Source organism: Pseudomonas sp. MWU347 (assembly GCF_017947305.1).
Lineage (GTDB): Bacteria > Pseudomonadota > Gammaproteobacteria > Pseudomonadales > Pseudomonadaceae > Aquipseudomonas > Aquipseudomonas putida_A.
Genome location: NZ_JAFGZB010000004.1, coordinates 328149 through 349682 on the forward strand (window position 1 = coordinate 328149; position 21534 = coordinate 349682).

The 21534-nt window shown below is 60.2% G+C and carries 18 protein-coding genes; 11 read left to right on the plus strand and 7 right to left on the minus strand.

The genetic code is table 11. From position 1 onward, the window contains the following. The first annotated feature begins 44 nt into the window (after positions 1-44). The 3 genes from KCG87_RS10900 to KCG87_RS10910 are packed head-to-tail and all read left to right on the plus strand — an operon-like array spanning position 45 to position 2418. Positions 45-797 (plus strand): 5-oxoprolinase subunit PxpA, encoded by a 753-nt coding sequence (locus KCG87_RS10900; protein WP_098967699.1) that lies wholly within the window; start codon positions 45-47, stop codon positions 795-797. Beyond that, positions 794-1498, plus strand: a complete 705-nt coding sequence (locus KCG87_RS10905) for an allophanate hydrolase subunit 1 (protein WP_210557886.1) — start codon at positions 794-796, stop codon at positions 1496-1498. Before KCG87_RS10900 ends, KCG87_RS10905 begins: the two co-directional genes overlap by 4 nt. Beyond that, entirely contained in the window at positions 1495-2418 is a 924-nt protein-coding gene (locus KCG87_RS10910) for a biotin-dependent carboxyltransferase family protein (RefSeq protein ID WP_210557884.1), read from the plus strand. Before KCG87_RS10905 ends, KCG87_RS10910 begins: the two co-directional genes overlap by 4 nt. 92 nt (positions 2419-2510) lie before the next feature. Here the strand turns inward: KCG87_RS10910 and KCG87_RS10915 are convergent, their stop codons facing one another. Both KCG87_RS10915 and KCG87_RS10920 read right to left on the minus strand, forming a co-directional pair. Further along, positions 2511-3689 carry a VWA domain-containing protein gene (locus tag KCG87_RS10915; RefSeq protein ID WP_027614532.1) on the minus strand — a complete coding sequence of 393 codons (1179 nt, stop codon included), beginning with the start codon at positions 3687-3689 and terminating at the stop codon, positions 2511-2513. 12 nt (positions 3690-3701) lie between these two features. After that, a complete protein-coding gene (locus KCG87_RS10920; RefSeq protein ID WP_003222636.1) occupies positions 3702-4547 on the minus strand; it encodes a MoxR family ATPase in 846 nt (281 codons plus the stop codon). Between the two features lie 202 nt (positions 4548-4749). Here KCG87_RS10920 and KCG87_RS10925 point away from each other — a divergent pair, with 202 nt between their 5' ends. After that, positions 4750-4980: a DUF4160 domain-containing protein gene (locus tag KCG87_RS10925; RefSeq protein WP_097086717.1), complete on the plus strand. Its 231-nt coding sequence runs from the start codon at positions 4750-4752 to the stop codon at positions 4978-4980. After that, positions 4968-5465 carry a helix-turn-helix domain-containing protein gene (locus KCG87_RS10930; protein ID WP_041070304.1) on the plus strand — a complete coding sequence of 166 codons (498 nt, stop codon included), beginning with the start codon at positions 4968-4970 and terminating at the stop codon, positions 5463-5465. Before KCG87_RS10925 ends, KCG87_RS10930 begins: the two co-directional genes overlap by 13 nt. Here KCG87_RS10930 and KCG87_RS10935 read toward each other — a convergent pair. Next, entirely contained in the window at positions 5462-6538 is a 1077-nt protein-coding gene (locus KCG87_RS10935; protein ID WP_210557882.1) for a DUF748 domain-containing protein, read from the minus strand. The genes KCG87_RS10930 and KCG87_RS10935 overlap by 4 nt on opposite strands. 127 nt (positions 6539-6665) lie before the next feature. Here KCG87_RS10935 and cysK point away from each other — a divergent pair, with 127 nt between their 5' ends. Continuing rightward, positions 6666-7640, plus strand: a complete 975-nt coding sequence (gene cysK, locus KCG87_RS10940) for a cysteine synthase A (protein ID WP_041070300.1) — start codon at positions 6666-6668, stop codon at positions 7638-7640. A 184-nt stretch (positions 7641-7824) separates the two neighbouring features. After that, on the plus strand, positions 7825-8763 hold the full coding sequence (locus tag KCG87_RS10945) for an aspartyl/asparaginyl beta-hydroxylase domain-containing protein (RefSeq protein ID WP_027614536.1): 939 nt from the start codon (positions 7825-7827) through the stop codon (positions 8761-8763). Positions 8764-8821: 58 nt separating this feature from the next. Here KCG87_RS10945 and KCG87_RS10950 read toward each other — a convergent pair whose 3' ends face one another. Beyond that, positions 8822-8980, minus strand: a complete 159-nt coding sequence (locus KCG87_RS10950) for a hypothetical protein (RefSeq protein WP_167734099.1) — start codon at positions 8978-8980, stop codon at positions 8822-8824. 35 nt (positions 8981-9015) lie between these two features. Next, a complete protein-coding gene (locus tag KCG87_RS10955; RefSeq protein ID WP_027614537.1) occupies positions 9016-9543 on the minus strand; it encodes an N-acetyltransferase in 528 nt (175 codons plus the stop codon). 450 nt (positions 9544-9993) lie between these two features. On the opposite strand from KCG87_RS10955, the gene KCG87_RS10960 reads away from it, so the two are divergent. Continuing rightward, complete coding sequence (locus tag KCG87_RS10960) at positions 9994-10857, plus strand: DMT family transporter (RefSeq protein ID WP_098967708.1); 864 nt, start codon at positions 9994-9996, stop codon at positions 10855-10857. A gap of 135 nt (positions 10858-10992) precedes the next feature. Here the strand turns inward: KCG87_RS10960 and KCG87_RS10965 are convergent, their stop codons facing one another. Together KCG87_RS10965 and KCG87_RS10970 are read right to left on the minus strand one after the other, a co-directional pair. Further along, complete coding sequence (locus KCG87_RS10965; RefSeq protein ID WP_098967709.1) at positions 10993-11901, minus strand: DMT family transporter; 909 nt, start codon at positions 11899-11901, stop codon at positions 10993-10995. Between the two features lie 85 nt (positions 11902-11986). Then, positions 11987-13612: a methyl-accepting chemotaxis protein gene (locus tag KCG87_RS10970; RefSeq protein ID WP_210557880.1), complete on the minus strand. Its 1626-nt coding sequence runs from the start codon at positions 13610-13612 to the stop codon at positions 11987-11989. A 409-nt stretch (positions 13613-14021) separates the two neighbouring features. Between KCG87_RS10970 and aceK the strand changes: the two genes are divergently transcribed. The 3 genes from aceK (at position 14022) to KCG87_RS10985 (ending at position 21356) form a co-directional block, all read left to right on the plus strand. Then, on the plus strand, positions 14022-15743 hold the full coding sequence (aceK, locus tag KCG87_RS10975) for a bifunctional isocitrate dehydrogenase kinase/phosphatase (protein WP_095138571.1): 1722 nt from the start codon (positions 14022-14024) through the stop codon (positions 15741-15743). A 254-nt stretch (positions 15744-15997) separates the two neighbouring features. Further along, positions 15998-19909, plus strand: coding sequence for an ATP-dependent RNA helicase HrpA (gene hrpA, locus KCG87_RS10980; protein ID WP_210557878.1), 3912 nt, complete (start codon positions 15998-16000; stop codon positions 19907-19909). A 325-nt stretch (positions 19910-20234) separates the two neighbouring features. Continuing rightward, positions 20235-21356, plus strand: coding sequence for a beta-ketoacyl-ACP synthase III (locus KCG87_RS10985; protein ID WP_210557876.1), 1122 nt, complete (start codon positions 20235-20237; stop codon positions 21354-21356). Positions 21357-21534 lie beyond the last annotated feature (178 nt).

A 21534-nucleotide genomic window follows, 5' to 3' on the forward strand; every position in this document is an offset into this window, starting at 1 on the left:
GCGTCCTACAGATAAAAAGACCAGAAGCTACAGGAGTGTTCACCGTGAGCCGCCTGCTATTGAATTGTGATATCGGCGAGAGTTTCGGCAGCTGGACCATGGGTCTGGACGCCGAGGTCATGCCCTTCATCGACTGCGCCAACGTGGCCTGCGGTTTCCATGCCGGTGACCCGAGCATCATGCGCAAGACCGTCAGCCTGGCCCTGAGTCACGGCGTGCAGATCGGCGCGCACCCGGCCTATCAGGATCTGGTCGGTTTCGGCCGGCGTTCCATGGCCTATTCCGCGCAAGAGCTGCAAGACATCCTGCATTACCAGATCGGCGCGCTCGACGGCATCTGCAAGGCGCAGGGCGGGCGAGTCAGTTACGTCAAACCCCACGGCGCGATGTACAACGACATGATGGCCAACCCGGTGCAATTGCGGGCGGTGATTCAGGCCGTTGCCGCCTACGATCGCAGCTTGCCGTTGATGCTGATGGCCACCCGCGACAATTCAGCGGCGCAGCAACTCGGTGACGAATACGGCGTGACCCTGTGGTTCGAAGCCTTCGCCGACCGCGCCTACGACAGTGCAGGTCGACTGGTTTCGCGGCAACTGCCGGGCGCACTGCATCACGATCCAGAAAAAATTATCGAACAGGCCCTGACCATCGCCCGTGGCGGTGACCTCGTCGCCAGCGACGGCAGCGCATTGCAGTTGCAGGCCAACACCTTGTGCGTGCATGGCGACAACGCCAGTTCGGTGGCCGCCGTGCAGCGCATTCGCGAGGCCCTGAATCAGCAGAGCGCGCCATGAACCCAAGGATTGAAGTGGTGGCCCTCGACTGCCTGATGCTACGCCTGTTCGATGAAATTGCCGAATCCAACATGCCGTGGATGCTCGCCGCCAGTGAGCGCTTGCGCGCGGTGTTTGCCGCGCAGTTGATCGACTTGGTGCCGTCCTATACCACGTTGATGGTGCATTACGACCTGACTGCGTTGAGCCCGAGTCAGGCCCGTAAATTGATCGCTGAAGCCTTGATCGACCTGTCGCCGAATGCGCGCACCGGCGGCCAGTGCCATGTGTTGCCGGTCTGGTACGACCTGAGTGTCGGCCCCGAACTGAGCCTGCTGGCGCAGCGCAGCGGGTTGGCGGTGGAGGAGGTGATCCGCCGCCACAGCGCTCGCGAATACCAGGTGTTCGCCCTTGGCTTTGCACCGGGATTCGCCTTCATGGGACTGGTGGAAGAGGTGCTGGCAGCGCCACGTCTGGACACCCCGCGCAAAAAAGTTGCGGTCGGCAGCGTCGGCATCGCCGAACGGCAGACCGCGGCTTATCCGGTGGTGTCCCCTGGCGGCTGGAACCTGATCGGCCGCACCCCGGCGAAACTGTTCGACCGCCATCGCGACGGCTACAGCCTGATGCAACCCGGCGACACCGTGCGTTTCGAAGCGGTGAGCCACGCCGAGTTCATTAACCTGGGCGGCGATGACACGCCACTGGAGGCGCTGGCATGAGCCGACTGACGATTGAAGCCAGCACGCTGCTGTGTTTGTTGCAGGACGCCGGGCGTTTTGGCGTGCGCCATTTGGGCGTGACCCAGGGCGGTGCCGCGGATTGGAGTTCGATGTGTTGGGGCAATTGGTTGCTCGGCAATGCGCTGGATCTGCCGGTGATCGAAATCACCCTCGGCGGGTTTGCCGTGGTGGCGCAGGAAGATTGCCTGCTGGCGCTGGCCGGCGCTGATCTTGGTGCGCAGATCGATGGGCAGGCGCTGGCGCCGTGGCGCAGTTTCAAACTGGGCAAAGGGCAAACATTGAAGTTTACCCAACCGCTGCTCGGCGCCCGGGCTTATCTGGCGGCGCCCGGTGGTTTCGATGCGCCGCAGGTGCTGGGCAGCAGTGCCACGGTGGTACGCGAAGAACTCGGTGGTCTTGATGGTATGGGGTTACCGCTGACCAAGGGCGCGACGTTGAGTTATCGCGGTGCGGTTCTGCAGGTGCGTGAAGTGCCGCTGGCGCATCGACCTGATCTGCGCCTCAACGCGCCGCTGGATCTGGTGCTTGGCGCACAGATCGGCCAGTTCAGCGGACAGAGTCTGTTCGATGTGTTCAACAGTCCGTGGACGCTGGACAGTCGCGCTGATCGCATGGGCATTCGGTTGCTGGGCAAGGCGTTGCAGTATCAGGGCCGGCCGATGATTTCCGAAGGCATTCCGCTGGGTGCGGTGCAGGTGCCGCCGGATGGACAGCCGATTGTGCTGCTCAATGATCGGCAGACGATTGGTGGCTATCCACGTTTGGGGGCGTTGACGCCGTTGGCGCTGGCGCGACTGGCGCAGTGTCTGCCGGGGGCGCAGGTGCGGTTGAGGCCGGTGTTGCAGGACGTGGCGCACCGGGAGCATTTCGAGTATTTGCAGCGCTTTCGAAATAGCTGAGAGCTTCGCGAGCAAGCCCGCTCCCACAGGGGAATGCATTCCAAATGTGGGAGCGGGCTTGCTCGCGAAGGGGCCATCACGGCTAACGAAGATTATTTCGACAGAAACCGCATCCCTTCCTCAAGCCCACGCAACGTCAGCGGATACATCTGATCCTCGATCAAATCGCGCACGATATTGGTCGACGAGGTGTAGCCCCAGGTGTCCTTCGGATACGGATTGATCCAGATGAGCTTCTTGTACTTCTCCATGAACCGCTGCATCCACAGGTAGCCCGGCTCTTCGTTCCAGTGCTCGACGCTGCCGCCGGCCTGGGTGATTTCGTAGGGCGCCATGGCGGCGTCACCGATGAAGATCACTTTGTAGTCGGCGCCGTACTTGTGCAGCAAATCCTGGGTCGAGAACCGCTCGGAAGTGCGGCGCATGTTGTTCTTCCACACCGACTCATAAATGAAGTTGTGGAAGTAGAAGTACTCCAGATGCTTGAACTCGGTCTTGCAGGCCGAGAACAGTTCCTCGCAGATCTTCACGTGAGCGTCCATCGAACCGCCGATGTCAAACAGCAGCAGCAGCTTCACCGTATTGCGCCGCTCCGGGCGCATCTGGATATTCAGCAGGCCGGCGTCCTTGGCGGTGTGGTCGATGGTGCCGTCGATGTCCAGCTCTTCCGCCGCACCCTGACGGGCAAATTTGCGCAGACGACGCAGGGCGACCTTGATGTTGCGCGTACCCAGCTCCACCGAATCGTCGAGGTTCTTGTACTCGCGCTGATCCCAGACCTTGACCGCTTTGCCCTGACGCTTGCCGGCATCGCCGACCCGAATGCCTTCCGGGTTGAAGCCGCCGGAGCCGAACGGGCTGGTGCCGCCAGTGCCGATCCATTTGTTGCCGCCGGCGTGGCGTTCCTTCTGTTCTTCCAGACGTTTCTTGAACTCTTCGATCAGCTTGTCGAGACCGCCGAGGGACTGGATCTGCGCGCGCTCTTCGTCGGTCAGCGAGCGCTCGAATTCCTTGCGCAACCAGTCTTCGGGAATCAGCGCCTGCAAGTGATCGTCGAGTTTTTCCAGGCCATTGAAGTAGGCGCCGAACGCACGGTCGAACTTGTCGAAATGCCGTTCGTCCTTCACCAGAATCGCCCGCGACAAGTAGTAGAACTCGTCCATGTCGGCGAAGGTCACGCGCTGTTTCAGCGCATTGATCAGGTCGAGCAACTCGCGCACCGACACTGGCACCTTGGCGGCACGCATTTCATTGAACAGGTTGAGCAACATGGCATCAGCCTCTTAGCGAGAACCGCGACGGCTCATGAACGCCAGGCGCTCAAGCAACTGCACATCCTGTTCGTTCTTCACCAGCGCACCGGCCAATGGCGGAATGGCCTTGGTCGGATCGCGCTCGCGCAGCACTGCTTCGCCGATGTTGTCGGCCATCAGCAGCTTCAGCCAGTCGACCAGTTCCGAGGTCGACGGCTTCTTCTTCAGGCCCGGCACCTTGCGCACGTCGAAGAACACGTCCAGCGCTTCGCTGACCAGATCCTTCTTGATGTCCGGGTAGTGCACGTCGACGATTTTCTGCAGGGTGCTGCGGTCGGGGAAGGCGATGTAGTGGAAGAAGCAGCGGCGCAGGAAGGCGTCCGGCAGCTCTTTCTCGTTGTTCGAGGTAATGATGATGATCGGGCGCTTCTTGGCCTTGATGGTCTCGTCGATTTCGTAAACGTAGAACTCCATCTTGTCGAGTTCTTGCAGCAAGTCGTTGGGGAACTCGATGTCGGCCTTGTCGATCTCGTCGATCAGAAGGATCACCCGCTCTTCGGACTCGAAAGCCTCCCAGAGCTTGCCCTTCTTCAGGTAGTTGCGCACGTCGTGGACTTTTTCGTTGCCCAATTGCGAATCGCGCAGACGGCTGACCGCATCGTACTCGTACAGGCCCTGATGGGCCTTGGTGGTGGACTTGATGTGCCAGGTGATCAGCTTGGCGCCGAACGATTCGGCCAACTGCTCAGCGAGCATGGTCTTGCCGGTGCCGGGTTCGCCCTTGACCAGCAGTGGCCGCTCCAGGGTGATGGCGGCATTGACCGCCAGCTTCAGGTCATCGGTGGCGACGTAGGCCTGGGTGCCTTCGAACTTCATCTGCTAATCCTCGAACGGTAACGCCGACCTGCACGGGCAGGGCGGGGGCGAAAAAATCGGATGCCCCGACTATAACGCGCACCCCGGTCGACTGTGAACGCAGACGGCTTATTCAGTCTCTGAATGGGGCGTCACATGTTGACTCGGTTTCGGCCAGAGGCCAGTATTCAGGTATCGCCGATTTGGCGATAGCCTGTCGGGCATGACGACTAAATACCGATTTCGCGACAAATACCGCATTCAGTTACGTGAGAAGGATCACCCGCCACCCCATGTCCACTTGATCGGTGGCGGAGTGGACGTGATGCTGAGCCTTGAAACCGTCGAAGTCATGACGGGCAAGGCACCGCCGCTGATTATCAAGGAAGCGCTGGCTTGGGTTGCGGCTCATCAAGTGCAACTGCTGGAGGACTGGAAACGATGTTACCCATGAAAAGGCCTCGTCTGACGGCTGTGCAGGCACTGTCAGGTTTTCGATTGAAACTGACCTTTATTGATGGTCAGGATCTGACCCTTGACCTGAGCCGAGACATCCACGCTTATCCAGGTCTGCAACCATTGCTTGATCCCGAAGTGTTTGCGGCTGCGACCCTTGACGACAATGGCTGGACGGTCGAATGGCTTGAGCCCGATATACAGATTGGCGCAGACACGCTTTATATGGATGCGCTGGCCCAAAACACTGTCGATGAAAACACTCGGATTTTCATCGATTGGCGTGCACGTACCGGACTCTCACTGAATCAGGCAGCCGAGGCGCTGGGTGTCAGTGCCCGCAGCATCAGCCGATACAGTAATGGGCGGGAGGCGGTGCCAAGGTCATTAGCCTTGGCTTGTCTTGGTTGGGACTCATTGCAGCAAAAGTCCACGCTGGCGGCTGAAGAATCTGGTCGATATGTCGTTAATCGTAAGAATTAGCCCGCATCCGGCTTCGGCCGCTCATACCGCGCATTGAAAGCCTGAATGAAGCCATTACGCAAAATCTGCAAAAACGCTTCGAACGCACTGATGTTTTGCTGATGCACGTTGCCACTGAGTTCGACCTTGGTGGCGAACTGATTCTTGGCCTGGTTCTTCAGCACGGTTTCCGTGCCGCCGACGATGGCCTCCCAGACTGAGCGGAAGATGCTCTTGTCCTTGTTCTCCACGTCCTGCTGCCAGTTGAACACTTCGACGTCGCGCAGCAGCGGTTTGATGTAGCCAGTGACCTGGGCTTTTTTCGCCTGGGCTTCGATGACCACGTCGCCGTTGCCGGCGTTGAAGTCGAACTTGCCGTAGGCCGAGGCGAAGTCGTTCATGCTCTTGAGTTCGATGTCGCGGGCGCGCAGGCGGAACTGGAAGTCCTCGAAATTGCTCAGCGGATCGAAAGTGGCCGTGGTTTCCAGTGGTGCGTGGCCGAGCAGCTTGGCCTTGCCTTCGAAGCGGGCATCGCGCTTGCCCTGTTTGTCGACCACGTTGGTCAGGTTGTAGATGCTCGCCTCGACGTTGCTGGCGTTCATGTTGACCGGCGGTTTGGAGTTGAAATTGCGGAAAGTGATCTTGCCGTCGTGGATCTGCACCTCGTCGAGAGTGATCGGCAGCAACTTGCCCAGTTGCGCCCGCCAGTCGGTGCCTTTACCAGTCTGCGAGTTCTGCTTGTTGGGGCCGCCATCGACGAAGTTGATCTCGGGATTGAAGAATTGCACCTGCGCCACCACGGCATGGTCGTACCACAGCGAATGCCAGCTGACCGCCAGATCGATCACGGGCGCGTTGACGAACGGCACCGGCACCTTGCCGTCGACCTTGACGATCTTCAGGCCGTTGATCCGGTAGGCGCCGCGCCACAGGGCCAGATCGACGTCGGTGACCTGGCCGCGGTAGTCACCCATGTCGGCCAGTTTGCCGTTCAGGTAATCGCGCACCACGTAGGGCAGGGCGATGTGCAGGGCGATCAGCAGCACAACCACGACGGCAAAAATCCCTATTGGCCAGCTATAACGACGCTTCATGGCAACAATTCCCGAACGATGTAAGCGATTGACTGTGGCGCGGCGCAGACGTTCGACCCGACTGGACTGCACCCGGCAACAGGCATACCTTGAAAGGCTGAATTCAACGCTGCATAAGGACCCAGCCATGAGCCGTATTTTCGCTGACAACGCCCATTCCATCGGCAACACGCCGCTGGTGCAGATCAACCGTATCGCGCCGCGTGGCGTGACCATTCTGGCCAAGATCGAGGGGCGCAACCCCGGTTATTCGGTCAAGTGCCGGATCGGCGCGAACATGATCTGGGACGCCGAAAGCAGCGGCAAACTCAAGCCGGGCATGACCATCGTCGAGCCGACGTCGGGCAATACCGGCATCGGTCTGGCCTTCGTTGCCGCCGCCCGTGGTTACAAATTGATGCTGACCATGCCGGCATCAATGAGCATCGAGCGGCGCAAGGTGCTCAAGGCCCTCGGCGCAGAGCTGGTCCTGACCGAACCGGCCAAGGGCATGAAAGGCGCGATCGAGAAGGCTGCCGAAATTGTTGCCAGCGACACTGGCAAATACTTCATGCCGTCGCAGTTCGATAACCCGGCCAACCCGGCGATCCACGAAAAAACCACCGGCCCGGAAATCTGGAACGACACCGATGGCGCCGTCGATGTGCTGGTGGCTGGCGTCGGGACCGGCGGAACCATCACCGGCGTTTCGCGGTATATCAAGAATACCCAGGGCAAACCGATTCTGTCGGTGGCAGTGGAGCCGGTGTCTTCGCCGGTCATCAGCCAGGCGCTGGCGGGTGAAGAGATCAAGCCGAGCCCACACAAGATTCAGGGGATTGGCGCGGGTTTCGTGCCGAAGAACCTCGATCTGTCGATGGTCGACCGGGTGGAGCAGGTCACTGACGACGAGTCCAAGGCCATGGCGCTGCGCCTGATGCAGGAAGAAGGGATTTTGTGCGGTATCTCTTGCGGCGCGGCCATGGCCGTGGCAGTGCGTTTAGCCGAGAAGCCTGAAATGCAGGGCAAGACCATCGTGGTGATTTTGCCGGACTCCGGTGAGCGCTATCTGTCGAGCATGCTGTTCAGCGATCTGTTCACCGAGCAGGAGAATCAGCAGTAGTCGAATTGACTCAGATCAGCCAGGGTTCAGGATCGTTATGCTAATAAATGCTTTGTTGCGCAATTCTTAACACTGAATCTTGGGTTCAGCGGGTTTTTCCCGAGGCCGGTAGTGTTTATCATGGCCGGCTGCCATGCCGGGTAATGGGCATTGCGCAGCGTTGTCTTTATTCAAGGAGTCGTTGATGACCTTTTCGTTAGCCGCCAAGGTGTTGGTGTTGCTGCTGTTTGTGGGCAGCATCCTCTATGTGCATTTGCGCGGCAAGGCGCGTCTGCCGGTACTGCGTCAGTTCGTCAACCACTCGGCGCTGTTCGCCCCGTACAACGCGCTGATGTACCTGTTCTCCGGCGTTCCCTCCAAACCGTATCTGGATCGCAGCAAGTTTCCGGAGCTGGATGTGTTGCGCGATAACTGGGAAACCATTCGCGACGAAGCCATGCACCTGTTCGACGAGGGCTACATCCGCGCCGCCGAGAAGAACAATGACGCCGGTTTCGGCTCGTTCTTCAAGAAGGGCTGGAAACGTTTCTACCTCAAGTGGTACGACAAACCGCTGCCGTCGGCCGAAACCCTGTGCCCGAAGACCGTGGCGCTGGTCAGTGCGATCCCTAACGTCAAAGGCGCGATGTTCGCGCTGTTGCCGGGTGGCAGCCATCTGAACCCGCACCGTGACCCGTTTGCCGGCTCGCTGCGTTATCACTTGGGCCTGTCGACACCGAACTCCGACGATTGCCGGATCTTCGTTGATGGTCAGGTCTACGCCTGGCGTGACGGTGAAGACGTGATGTTCGATGAGACCTACGTGCACTGGGTCAAGAACGAGACCGAACAGACCCGCGTCATCCTGTTCTGCGATGTCGAACGCCCGCTGAGCAACCGCCTGATGACCCGCATCAATCGCGCCATCAGCGCCTGGCTGGGCCGCGCCACCGCGCCGCAGAACCTTGATGATGAACGTGTCGGCGGCATCAACCAGGCCTACGCCTGGAGCAAGAACTTCAGCGACCGGTTCAGCGGCGTGGTCAAACAGTGGAAACGCCGCAATCCCAAGGCCTACCGCATCCTGCGTCCGGTATTGGCAGTGGTAGTGTTGACGTTGCTGGGGTATTGGCTGTTTGGTTGAAGCCGGATGTTGAAATGAAAAAACCGCTCCTTGTGAGCGGTTTTTTATTGTCTGTGAGTCAGCGGCGCCCGGCGAGAACGTTGGGTTCGTCTTCAATGCCTGTAATCAGTAACTGCAGAAAGCGCTGCTGATTGGCTGATAGCCCGGATGACACAATCTTTTCTTCTGTTTTGATTGATCTTTTCTTAGCGGGGGATTTCTTGACTGATTTGCGCATGCTCCCTCCCTCATTGATCATTACTTGAACTGTTTTCACGATACTTTACTCTCCACTGCTAGGACAAGACGACCTTCCAAATCAAATTTGAAGCCGAGCTTTGTATAAACAGGAATTGCGCCCTGCATTGGCTCCTGGACTTCAATGAACTTGCTGCCGACTATTTGGGCGAACTCATCGATGACCATCATCGCCAAGGTCCCGATACGATTTTTCAGCGGGTGAGAATCTCCGGGTCGCCCTTCCAATCGTACGATTCGAATACGTTGGCGGCTTTTGTTCGGATTGACGAAGCACAGTCCGCAGAGCTGTTCTTCGAACCAGATCGCGATATCCAGGGACAGGGGTTCTCGTGATTTCCATGCGGCAACCTCTCGCCAGCAAAAAAGTGGATTCTCCCAGAGCTCGAACGCGCTCAGTGCTATGGCGTCGATGGGTTCGAAGCGTACTTTCGACAAGTCTTGCCGCGCTGGTAGCTGCAATAGAGCTTTGGCGATGCTTGCCTGTTTCCTGGCCTGCGACTTGTACAACTGATACCGCAAATTCGTCCGTTCCCTTGGCATGTGATCCCGAGCATTCCCTGTCTCCCCATCAATGGGCCTATCCGTTGCTCTTCAGCCTAATCACCTCGCGGCCAACTGTCCCTGCTGGCCCTTTGTCCAAATCATTGCAATCCATGTCCCACGCTGGTTATAGTCGGCGCTCGTGAATCATCTGATTCACTCTCCAAACCCTTCAAAAAAGATCAGCCCCAATGCCTGCATCCCTCATCAACGCGGTAGTCGATTCAGCGGTCAACGCTGGCGTCGTGCCGTGCGGGAATCAGCAGCCTGGGCAGATCAGTCATTACCCTCCACCTGTCAGTAGCACGCCGGTGTGCGCCGTCGTATCACCGCCGGGCGTTGGCGTTTCGGGCTGATCGGCATTCTCTGCTGACCCCTGCGCTCGCCAGAAAACCTACTGAATTTCAGCCTCGGCTGAGTTGGCTGTTTGCCTGACTACAGGTGGTATTCATGTTTGTCCTTTCGAAAAAATCCGCGCTCGCGGCGACGTCCACGAGCCTGTTCGTTCTACTGTGGAGCAGCGGGGCGATCTTCTCCAAATGGGGCCTGGCCCATGCGTCACCTTTTGCCTTTCTGCTGATGCGCTTTGTGATCGCGCTGTGCGGGCTGTTGCTGTTGACGCCGCTGCTCAAGTTGAAGCTGCCCAAGGGCGGCCGGCCGATGCTGTTTGCGATTGCAACGGGCGTGGTGTTGTTGGGGGCGTATCAGATTTTCTATCTGCTGGCCCTGAACACCAGAGTCACGCCGGGGGTGATGGCGACCATCATGGGCGTACAGCCGATCCTCACTGTCGTGTTGATAGAGCGGCAGCGCTCGGCGAGCCGGATGTTCGGCCTCGCGCTGGGGCTGGCCGGGCTGATCATGGTGGTTTATCAGGGGATCGGACTGGCGGGGATGTCCTGGGCAGGGATGCTGTTCGGTCTGTTGGCGCTGGCGAGCATGACGGTGGGCTCGATCATGCAGAAGCGCATCACCGACAATCCCCTCGGCACATTGCCGGTGCAGTATCTGGCCGGGCTGTTGTTGTGCGGGATATTTGTGCCATTTCAGCCGTTCCACTTTGAACAGAGCACGGGTTTCATCGTGCCGGTGTTGTGGATGGGACTGGTGGTGTCGGTGTTGGCGACACTGTTGCTCTATCGCCTGATCGCCCGGGGCAATCTGGTGAATGTCACCAGTCTGTTCTATCTGGTACCGGCGGTGACGGCGGTGATGGATTACCTGATTTTCGGCAATCGTCTGGCGGCGTTGAGTGTGCTGGGGATGCTGTTGATCATCGTCGGGCTGGCGTTTGTGTTCCGTAAAACTGCTTGAAAACCTTCAGGCCAACCCGGGCATTTTCAGTGTCTGGGCCGGCCTCTTCGCGAGCAAGCCCGCTCCCACCATTGGAATGCATTCCTCCTGTGGGAGCGGGCTTGCTCGCGAAGACTGACTTGTTAACGCCGCAAATCAGCGGACGGTTACGGCAGCGGGCTTCACCACCGCCGGCTTCAACACCAGCCACAACGCCAGCGCAATCAACACCCCGCCATACAGGTGCGCCATCGACAGCGGTTCATCCAGCAACAATGCGCCCCACAACACGCCGAACGCCGGAATCATGAAGGTCACGGTCATCGATTTGACCGGGCCGATGGAGCTGAGCAGGCGGAAATAGATGATGTAGGCGAACGCCGTGCAGCCCAGACCCAGGCCCAGCAGCGACAGCCAGACATTCCACCCACCCCAGCTTGCCGGAGGGGCGGTGATCACGCTGTAGCCGAACAGTGGCAACAGAAACAGCGAGGCGCCGAGCATGCTGCCCACGGCCGAGAGACGACTGTCGAGCCCGCCGCTGTGATCCAGCCAGCGCCGCGTGAGGAACCCGGCGAAGCCGTAGCAAGTGGTAGCGAGCAGGCAGGCGAGGGCGCCCATCAGCAATTGCAGATCGAACGCGACCGGACCTGCGCGCGTCAGCACGCCGACACCGAACAAGCCGAGAAACACCCCGGTCAGTTTCGCGACAGTGAGTTTTTCGCTGAAAAACAGCCCGCCAATCAACACGCCCATCAACGGCGTGGTGGCGTTGAAGATTGCCGAGTAACCGGCCGGCAACACTTGCGCCGCCACCGAATACAACGTCGCCGGAATCCCCGAGTTGATAACGCCCAGCAACATCACCGTTTTCAGTTTGCCCTTGAAATCCCAGCTGATGCGCATCAGCCCGAGAATCACCAGCAGACCGACGGCAGCAATCGACACCCGAAAGAACGCGGTCGGAATGGTGCCGATCACCGGCGCAATAATGCGCATGAATAGGAAGCTCGCGCCCCAGATGGCTGCCAGCGACAGCATGCGGAAAATATCGACAGCGCTCACGATGGCACTCCTTCCTTGATCGGGACGAGAGTGTTGCCGAGCGCCCTGTCGATGGCAACCGTCAATCGGGCATTTAATTTTTCATTCAGAGCACGAAGCGCGTCACCAGGCCGTTGAGGTCGATCGCCAGGCGCGACAGTTCCTGACTGGCAGCGGAGGTCTGGGTAGCGCCGGCGGCGGTCTGGGTCGAGAGATCGCGGATGGTCACCAGATTCTGATCAACCTCGCGCGCGACCAGCGCTTGCTGCTCGGCCGCGCTGGCGATCACCAGGTTGCGCTGGTTGATCTGCGAGATCGACGCGGTGATTTTCTCCAGTGCCTGACCGGCACTGTTGGCCCGGCGCAACGTGTGGCTGGCTTGCTCGGCACTGCTTTGCAGCGCGCCGACGGTGGCGCCGGTGCCTTGCTGGATGCTGCTGATCATCAGCTCGATTTCTTCGGTGGAGTTCTGCGTGCGTTGCGCCAGCGAACGCACTTCATCGGCGACCACCGCAAAACCGCGTCCGGCCTCACCCGCGCGCGCCGCTTCGATGGCGGCGTTGAGCGCCAGCAGGTTGGTTTGCCCGGCGATGCCGCGAATCACCTCCAGCACCTTGCTGATGTCCTGAGCCTGAGTGGCGAGGCCTTCGGCCTGTTCCGACGCACCGAGCACCGCGCTGACCAGTTCCTGAATCGAGCTGATGGTCTCGCTGACCTGCACATGCCCGTGTTTGCTGTCCTCGTTCGAGGCTTCGGATGCCTCGGCGCTGGACACTGCGTTGGCCGCAACTTCATCCACCGCCGTGCTCATCTCGGTGACGGCGGTGGCGGCCTGTTCGATCTGATCGTTCTGCTGTTGCAGGCCACGGGTGCTTTGCTCCATCACCGAGCTCATTTCTTCGGCGGCGGAGGCCAGTTGCTGCGCCGATTCGCTGATGCCCCGGATGGTCGAGCGCAGGTTGTTCTGCATCTCGGCGAGGGCGCTGAGCAACTGCGCCGCCTCATCGCTACCGTGATCGGCAATCTGGCCGCTGAGGTCGCCGGCGGCAATTTTTTGCGCGACGGACAGTGCTTGATTGATCGGTGCGGTGATGCTGCGGGTCAGCAGCCAGGCCAGCAGCAGGGTAGCGATCAGGGCGACAACGATGATGGTCGCGACAATCCACAGCGCCTGCTGATAAACCCCGGCAGCAGCTTCGGCGGCGCTGTCGGCGCCTTGCTGGTTGAAGCTGATCATCTGCTCCAGCGCCTTGTCGAGGATCCGGCCCTGTGGCGCCAGTTCATTGTTCAGACGGGCATAGGCCTGTTCACTTTGCCCGGCGTCGATCTGAGCGATGATCTGGTCCAGGATGCTCATGTACTTGGCGACGTCGCTATTCAAACCGTCGAGCATCGCCCGTTCCGCATCGCTGGCCAGTAGAGCGGTGTGGTCCTTCAGGCGCTTCGACAATTCTTCGCGTTGCACCTTGATGAGGCCTTTGCTTGTGTCGCGTACCGCCGGCTGGGTGCTGGTGATCAGGCGCAGGGATTCGAGGCGGATGTTGGCGATGTTCGCCGCCGCATCGTGAATGCTCTCGATGCTGGGCATCCACGATTCCTCGATCACCGTTGCGCTCTCACGCAGATTTTTCATCTGGCCCAGGCCGAACAGGCCGACCACCACCAGCAGGGCGGCCAATACGGCAAAACTCAAACTGGCGCGCAAACCGATGCGCAGATTGCGGATAGACATCAATGTGCTCCTTGATCTATGAGGGAGAGGTCGTCCTCGTGGGCCGAGGATCTTGTTGTGAGGCGGGTACTGGCGGGCTGTATATCAAAGTGCCACTATTTTGGTAAGACCAATCTGTGAGCAGTTCATCTCTTTCATCGACAGGCAGGAACGCAGCGGTAAAACCGCGAGCCAGAGCGGCGGGGCATTGATTGGATCCGAATCCCAGTGAATTCGCGGGCTGGCGCGGTGCGTCAGGCGAGACCGGCAGGGCGGTTAATTGACCGAACGGTCGACTCAAAAAACTTTGATAAAAACTGTGTCTCTGTACAACCCTGCCGCGCTTTTGGCAGAAATTGCACTTCTCCTGCGCGTGCATCCGTGGCTAAGCTCAGGCACAGATTTCCACTTGCACGCCGAGGTCTCATCTATGCCGCAGCAATGGCCAGCCACCGACATCGCCCGCATGATCCTCGATGGCTTTGACGATTACCGCGAGCATTTCCGGCGGATCACCGACGGTGCGCGCGAGCGCTTCGAGCAGGCGCGCTGGCAGGAGACGCAGACCGCGTCGGCAGCGCGGATCAATCTCTACGAAGAAAAGGTCGGCGAAACCATCGCCCGCCTGCGCGAGCATTTCGACGACGAGACGCTGATGAATGTCGGCAGTTGGCCGCTGGTGAAAAGCGCTTACATCAGTGTCATCGACCTGCGTTTCGACGATGAACTGTCCGAGACCTGGTACAACTCGATTTTCTGCGGGCTGTTCAGTCACGACCTGATCAGCGACGGCTGCATGTTCATCCACACCACTCGGCCGAGCCTGCGCCGCGCCCGGGCTGCGCAAACCCGCACCTACAAGCCGCAAGGGCAGTTGTCATCGATGCTCGCCAGCATCTTTGCCGACTATCGCTTCAGCGAGGACTACGCCGATTTGCCGGGCGACCTGCAGCGCCTCGAGTCGCAACTGCGCGAGAATTTGCCGGACTGGGTGTGCAAGGATCCGGAGCTGAGCGTGGAGCTGTTTTCCTCGGTGCTGTACCGAAACAAGGGCGCGTATCTGGTCGGGCGCATCTACACCCGCGACGAGCAGTGGCCGCTGGTGATTCCATTGCTGCACCGCGAGGGCCGCGGGATTCAGATCGACGCGTTGATCACCGACGAAGCCGACGTGTCGATCATCTTCTCCTTCACCCGTTCGTATTTCATGGTCGATGTGCCGGTGCCGGCGGAGTTCATCGGTTTCCTGCGGCGTATCCTGCCGGGCAAGCACATCGCTGAGCTGTACACCTCGATCGGTTTCTACAAGCACGGCAAATCCGAGTTCTACCGGGCGCTGATCAATCACCTGGCCAACACCGACGACCAGTTCATCATGGCCCCCGGCGTGCGCGGCATGGTCATGAGCGTGTTTACCCTGCCGGGCTTCAACACCGTGTTCAAGATCATCAAGGACCGTTTCTCTCCGTCGAAAAACGTCGACCGGGCGACGGTGATCGAAAAATATCGTCTGGTGAAAAGTGTCGACCGGGTCGGGCGCATGGCCGATACCCAGGAGTTCGCCGACTTCCGTTTTCCGCTGAGCAAGTTTGATCCGGCGTGCCTGGAAGAACTGCTGGAAGTCGCGCCGTCGACGGTCTCGGTCGAAGGCGATACGGTGCTGATCCGCCACTGCTGGACCGAGCGCCGGATGACCCCGCTCAACCTCTATCTGGAAAACGCCAATGAAGCGCAGGTGCGCGAGGCGCTGGAGGACTACGGCCTGGCGATCAAGCAACTGGCGGCGGCCAACATCTTTCCCGGCGACATGTTGCTGAAGAACTTCGGCGTCACTCGTCACGGCCGAGTGGTGTTCTACGACTACGACGAGATCTGCTTCCTGACCGAAGCGAACTTCCGCCACATCCCCGCGCCGCGCACCCCCGAGGACGAAATGGCGTCCGAACCGTGGTACTCGATCGGGCCGCTGGATGTGTTCCCGGAAGAGTTTCCGCCTTTCCTGTTCGCCGATGCCGGGCAGCGCAAATTGTTCGATCAACTGCATGGCGAGTTGTATAACGCCGATTACTGGAAGGGTTTGCAAGAGGCGATTCGCGCCGGCAAAGTCATCGACGTCTTCCCTTACCGCCGCAAAGGCCTCGATAACGAATAACTCCCAGTGAACACATTGTGGTGAGGGGATTTATCTTGTGGCGAGGGGATTTATCCCCGATGGGGTGCGAAGCCCCCCCAAAAAACCATTCAACTCAGACGCTTCAGAGCGACTTTCATATCCAGTCGGCGACTGCTGCGCAGCCGATCGGGGATAAATCCCCTCGCCACAAAAGCACCTCGCAGTCGTGTTCAGTGACGCAAATCTGCGACAATCGCCCCCCTGCATAAACAGACGACCGAATTGCGTACCCGATGACCGACGAATCGCCCTCCATCGACAAACTGCTGAAAAACCTCGATCACGCCATGCTCGCCGACCGTCACCGGCTGCGGCGGCAGTTGCTCGAGCTGCGCAAGAAACCCGACGAGGCCAAACTGGCCCAGTGGGTGGCGCGCATGCAGGCGTCCTGTGATCAGGTGCTGGCGCGCCGTGCCAGCCTGCCAGTGATTCGTTACGACGACAGCCTGCCGATCGCCGCCAAGCGCGACGAAATCAAGGCAGCGCTGGAGAAGCATCAGGTGCTGATCATCGCTGGCGAAACCGGCTCGGGGAAAACCACCCAGTTGCCGAAAATCTGTCTGGAAATCGGTCGTGGTCAGCATGGCTTGATCGGCCACACCCAGCCACGCCGAATCGCTGCGCGCAGTGTCGCCAGCCGGGTGGCCGAAGAACTCGGCACACCGCTCGGTTCGCTGGTTGGCTATCAGGTGCGCTTCGAGGATCAGAGCGATGCCAACACCCTGATCAAACTGATGACTGACGGCATCCTGCTGGCGGAAACCCAGAACGACCGCTACCTCGAGCGCTACGACACGATCATCGTCGACGAAGCCCACGAGCGCAGCCTGAACATCGACTTCTTGCTCGGTTACCTGAAAACCCTGCTGCCGCGTCGTCCGGATCTGAAGGTCATCATCACCTCGGCGACCATCGATCTGGAGCGCTTCTCCAAGCATTTCGACGATGCGCCGATCGTCGAGGTGTCCGGTCGCACCTTCCCGGTAGACACCTGGTATCGCCCGCTGACCCTGGAGCAGGATGAAGAGGGCAACCGCGTCGAGGACGACCTGACCGTGGACCAGGCGATCCTCGCCACCCTCGACGAAATCGCCGCCTATGAGCGCAGCGAACGCCGCAGTCCCGGCGATGTGCTGGTGTTCCTGCCCGGCGAGCGCGAGATCCGCGATGCCGCCGACATGCTGCGCAAGGCCCAGCTCAAACACACGGAAATCCTGCCGCTGTACGCGCGCCTGTCGCCGGCCGAACAGCAGCGGATTTTCCAGTCGCATCCGGGGCGGCGCGTGGTGCTGGCGACCAACGTTGCCGAGACCTCGCTGACCGTGCCGGGCATCCGCTACGTGATCGACAGCGGCACAGCGCGCATCAGTCGCTACAGCTATCGCGCCAAGGTCCAGCGCCTGCCGATCGAAGCGATTTCCCAGGCCAGCGCCAATCAGCGTAAAGGTCGCTGCGGCCGGGTCGAACCGGGGATCTGCGTGCGCCTGTACAGCGAGGAAGATTTCCTCGGTCGCCCGGAGTTCACCGATCCGGAAATTCTGCGTACCAACCTTGCCGCCGTGATCTTGCAGATGCTGCACCTGCGCCTCGGCGAAATCACTGCGTTCCCGTTCATCGAGCCGCCGGACGGCAAGGCGATAAGCGACGGTTTCAACCTGCTGCAAGAGCTCTCGGCGGTGGATCGCAACAGCCAACTGACCCCGCTCGGTCGCCAACTGGCGCGTCTGCCGGTGGACCCGCGCATGGGCCGCATGCTGCTGGAAGCGGCAAAACTCGGCAGCTTGCAGGAAGTGCTGATCGTCGCCAGTGCCATGTCGATTCAGGACCCGCGCGAGCGTCCGCCGGAGCGTCAGCAAGCAGCCGATCAGGCCCACGCACAATGGAAAGACAGCGATTCGGACTTCGCCGGACTGGTCAATCTGTGGCGCGGTTTTGAAGAGCAGCGTCAGGCGCTGACCGCCAGCCCGCTGCGCAACTGGTGCCGGAAGAATTTCCTCAATTATCTGCGTCTGCGCGAGTGGCGTGATTCCCATCGCCAGTTGAGTCTGATCTGCCGCGACATGCAGTTGAGCCTCAATAAAGAGCCGGCGGATTACCCGAAACTGCACAAAGCAGTATTGGTCGGCCTACTCAGCCAGATCGGTCAGAAAACCGAGGACGGCGATTACCTCGGCGCCCGGCAGCGGCGCTTCTGGATTCATCCGTCGTCGGGCATCGGCAAGAAACGTCCGCAGTGGCTGATGACTGCCGAACTGGTGGAAACCACCAAGCTTTACGCGCGCATGGTCGCCAAGATCGATGCCGACTGGATCGAGCCGCTGGCCGGGCACCTGATCAAGAAAAACCATTTCGAACCGCACTGGGAGAAGAAGCGCGGCCAGGTCGTGGCCTACGAGCAGATCACCCTGTTCGGGCTGATCGTGGTCGGTCGCCGCCCGGTGCATTACGGCCCGGTGGATCCGGTGGTTTCGCGTGAGCTGTTTATCCGTGAAGGGCTGGTGCGTGGCGAGATTCAGTCGAAAGCCAAGTGCCTGACCGCCAACAAGCAATTGCTCGAACAGCTCGACGAACTGGAAGCCAAGGCCCGGCGCCGCGACATTCTCGCTGACGAAGAAACCCTGTACGCGTTCTACGATGCGCGCTTGCCGGCGGAGATTCATCAGACCGCGACCTTCGACAGCTGGTATCGGGTCAACAGCCAGAAAGACCCGCAATTGCTGATCATGCGCGAAGAAGACGTGCTGGCCCGCGAGGCCAGTGAGGTCACCGCGCGCGACTACCCGGACACGCTGCACATCGGTGATCTGGAACTGGCGCTCAGTTATCACTTCGAACCCAATCACCCGCGCGACGGCGTGACCCTGCGCGTGCCGGCACCGCTGCTGCCGATGCTGCCACCGGAACGTCTGGAATGGCTGGTGCCGGGGCTGATCGAGGCCAAGTGCATTGCGCTGGTGCGCAATCTGCCGAAAGCCTTGCGCAAGAACTTCGTGCCGGTGCCGGATTTCATCAAGGCGGCGTTGCAGCGCATGACCTTCGCTGAAGGCTCATTGCCGCAAGCGCTCGGTCGCGAGTTGCTGCGCATGACCGGTGCGCGCGTCAGCGATGAAGCATGGGCGGAAGCCGCGCAGCAGGTCGAAAGCCATCTGCGGATGAACCTGGAAATCGTCGACGGCCAGGGCAAGTTCCTCGGCGAGGGCCGCGACCTGGCCGAGCTGACCGCGCGTTTTGCCGAAGCCAGCCAGGCGGCTTTGGCCGTGCCGCAGAGTGCGAAAAGTCAGCAACCGGTGGAGGCCAAGGTCTTCGCCCCGGTGGCGGAAAAGACCCAGCAGAAGATTGCCGGATTGTCGATGACGGTCTATCCGGCGCTGGTGGAAGAGGGCGGCACGGTCAAGGAAGGGCGGTTCTCGACCCCGGCCGAAGCTGAGTTCCAGCATCGCCGCGCCTTGCAACGGCTGCTGCTGCAGCAACTGGCGGAGCCGGCGAAGTTCCTGCGCAGCAAACTGCCGGGTATCACCGAGTTGGGCCTGCTCTATCGCGAGCTGGGCCGAGTGGATGCGCTGGTCGAAGACATTCTGCTGGCCAGCCTCGACAGCTGCATCCTGGAAGGCGAAGACCCGCTGCCGCGTGACGGCGCCGGGCTCGCCGCATTGGCCGAGCGCAAACGCGGCAGCTGGACCGAACATGCCGAGCGCGTGGCGCGCCTGACGCTGGAGATCCTCAAGCTGTGGCACGGTCTGCAAAAGCGCTTCAAGGGCAAGATCGACCTGGCTCAGGCCGTGGCGCTTAACGACATCAAGCAACAGCTCAGCCATCTGGTGTATCCGGGTTTCGTCCGGGAAACACCGATGCAATGGCTCAAAGAGTTGCCGCGTTATCTGAAGGCGGTCGAGCAGCGTTTCGAGAAACTCGGTGCGCAAGTGCAGAAGGATCGCGTCTGGAGCGGTGAACTGGCCGGCCTCTGGGCGCAATACCAGACACGCGCGGCGAAGCATGCCCAGGAAGGCAAACGCGATCCGCAGCTTGAACTGTACCGTTGGTGGCTGGAGGAATACCGCGTGTCGCTGTTCGCCCAGCAGTTGGGGACGAAAGCGCCGATCTCGGACAAACGGCTGAGCAAGCAATGGAGTCAGGTCGAGGCCTGACAGTGAGCCTTACACAATCCCTTGTAGGAGTGAGCCTGCTCGCGATTGCGGTGTGTCAGTCACCGTAATACTGACTGACACACCGCAATCGCGAGCAGGCTCACTCCTACAGGGAAATGGGGTGGTGCTTGAGAAAGGCGCCAAAACCTTGGGTTTATGGCAAACTTCGCGACCATAAATGCCGTTTTCGTGACCCAGAGCCTTCGGCGAGGTCACGGGCGGCCATAAAAGATGCCAGGTCAGCGTCCCCGGACGGGAACAGACCCTTTGTGTGTTGGTACGTCGGTGCCAGCGCTTTCTGCCTGAACAGATTAGAGAAACGACCATGCATAACGTCGTCATCAGCGGCACCGGCCTGTACACCCCGGCCAACAGCATCTCCAACGAAGAGCTGGTGCAGTCTTTCAATACCTACGTCGCGCAGTTCAACGCCGACAACGCCGACGCCATCGCCAGCGGTGAAGTCCAGGCGCTGACCGAATCCAGTGCCGCATTCATCGAAAAAGCCTCGGGCATCAAGAGCCGCTTTGTCATGGACAAGGACGGCATCCTTGATCCTGCGCGCATGGCCCCGCGTCTGCCGGAGCGTTCCAACGACGAATGGTCGGTGCTGTGCCAGATGGCCATCGGCGCCGCTGAACAGGCGCTGCAACGTGCCGGCAAGACCGCCGCCGACATCGACGGCGTGATCGTCGCCTGCTCCAATCTGCAGCGCGCCTACCCGGCCATCGCCATCGAAGTCCAGGAAGCACTGGGCATTCAGGGTTTCGGTTTCGACATGAACGTGGCCTGCTCCTCGGCGACCTTCGGCATTCAGGCCGCGGCCAACAGCGTGCAACTGGGCCAGGCCCGGGCGATCCTGATGGTCAACCCGGAAGTCTGCACCGGTCACCTGAACTTCCGTGACCGCGACAGCCACTTCATCTTCGGTGACGCCGCGACGGCGGTGATCATCGAACGCGCTGACCTGGCGACGTCCAAACACCAGTTCGACGTGGTCAGCACCAAACTGCTGACCAAGTTCTCCAACAACATCCGCAACAACTTCGGCTTCCTCAACCGCGCGGCGGAAGAGGGCATCGGCGCCCGCGACAAGCTGTTCGTGCAGGAAGGCCGCAAGGTGTTCAAGGACGTCTGCCCGATGGTCGCCGAGCTGATCGGTGAGCACCTGGAAGAGAACAAACTCAACGTCGGCGACGTCAAGCGCTTCTGGCTGCACCAGGCCAACCTGAGCATGAACCACCTGATCGTGCGCAAGCTGTTGGGCCGTGAAGCCACTGAAGAAGAAGCGCCGGTGATTCTCGACACCTACGCCAACACCAGCTCTGCCGGCTCGGTGATTGCCTTCCACAAATATCAGGACGATCTGGCCAGCGGTTCGCTGGCGGTATTGAGCTCGTTCGGCGCCGGTTACTCGATCGGCAGCGTGATTCTGCGCAAGCGCTGAGTCACCCGCCCTTGTGGCGAGGGAGCTTGCTCCCGCTCGAGTGCGTAGCGCTCCCGACACCGGCGATTGCGGTCTTGCTGAAGAACCGCAATCGCCGGTTTTGCGACTGCTGCGCAGCCGAGCGCGAGCAAGCTCGCTCGCCACAGGGTCGAGTGCGTTAACGTTAATCGGTATTTGC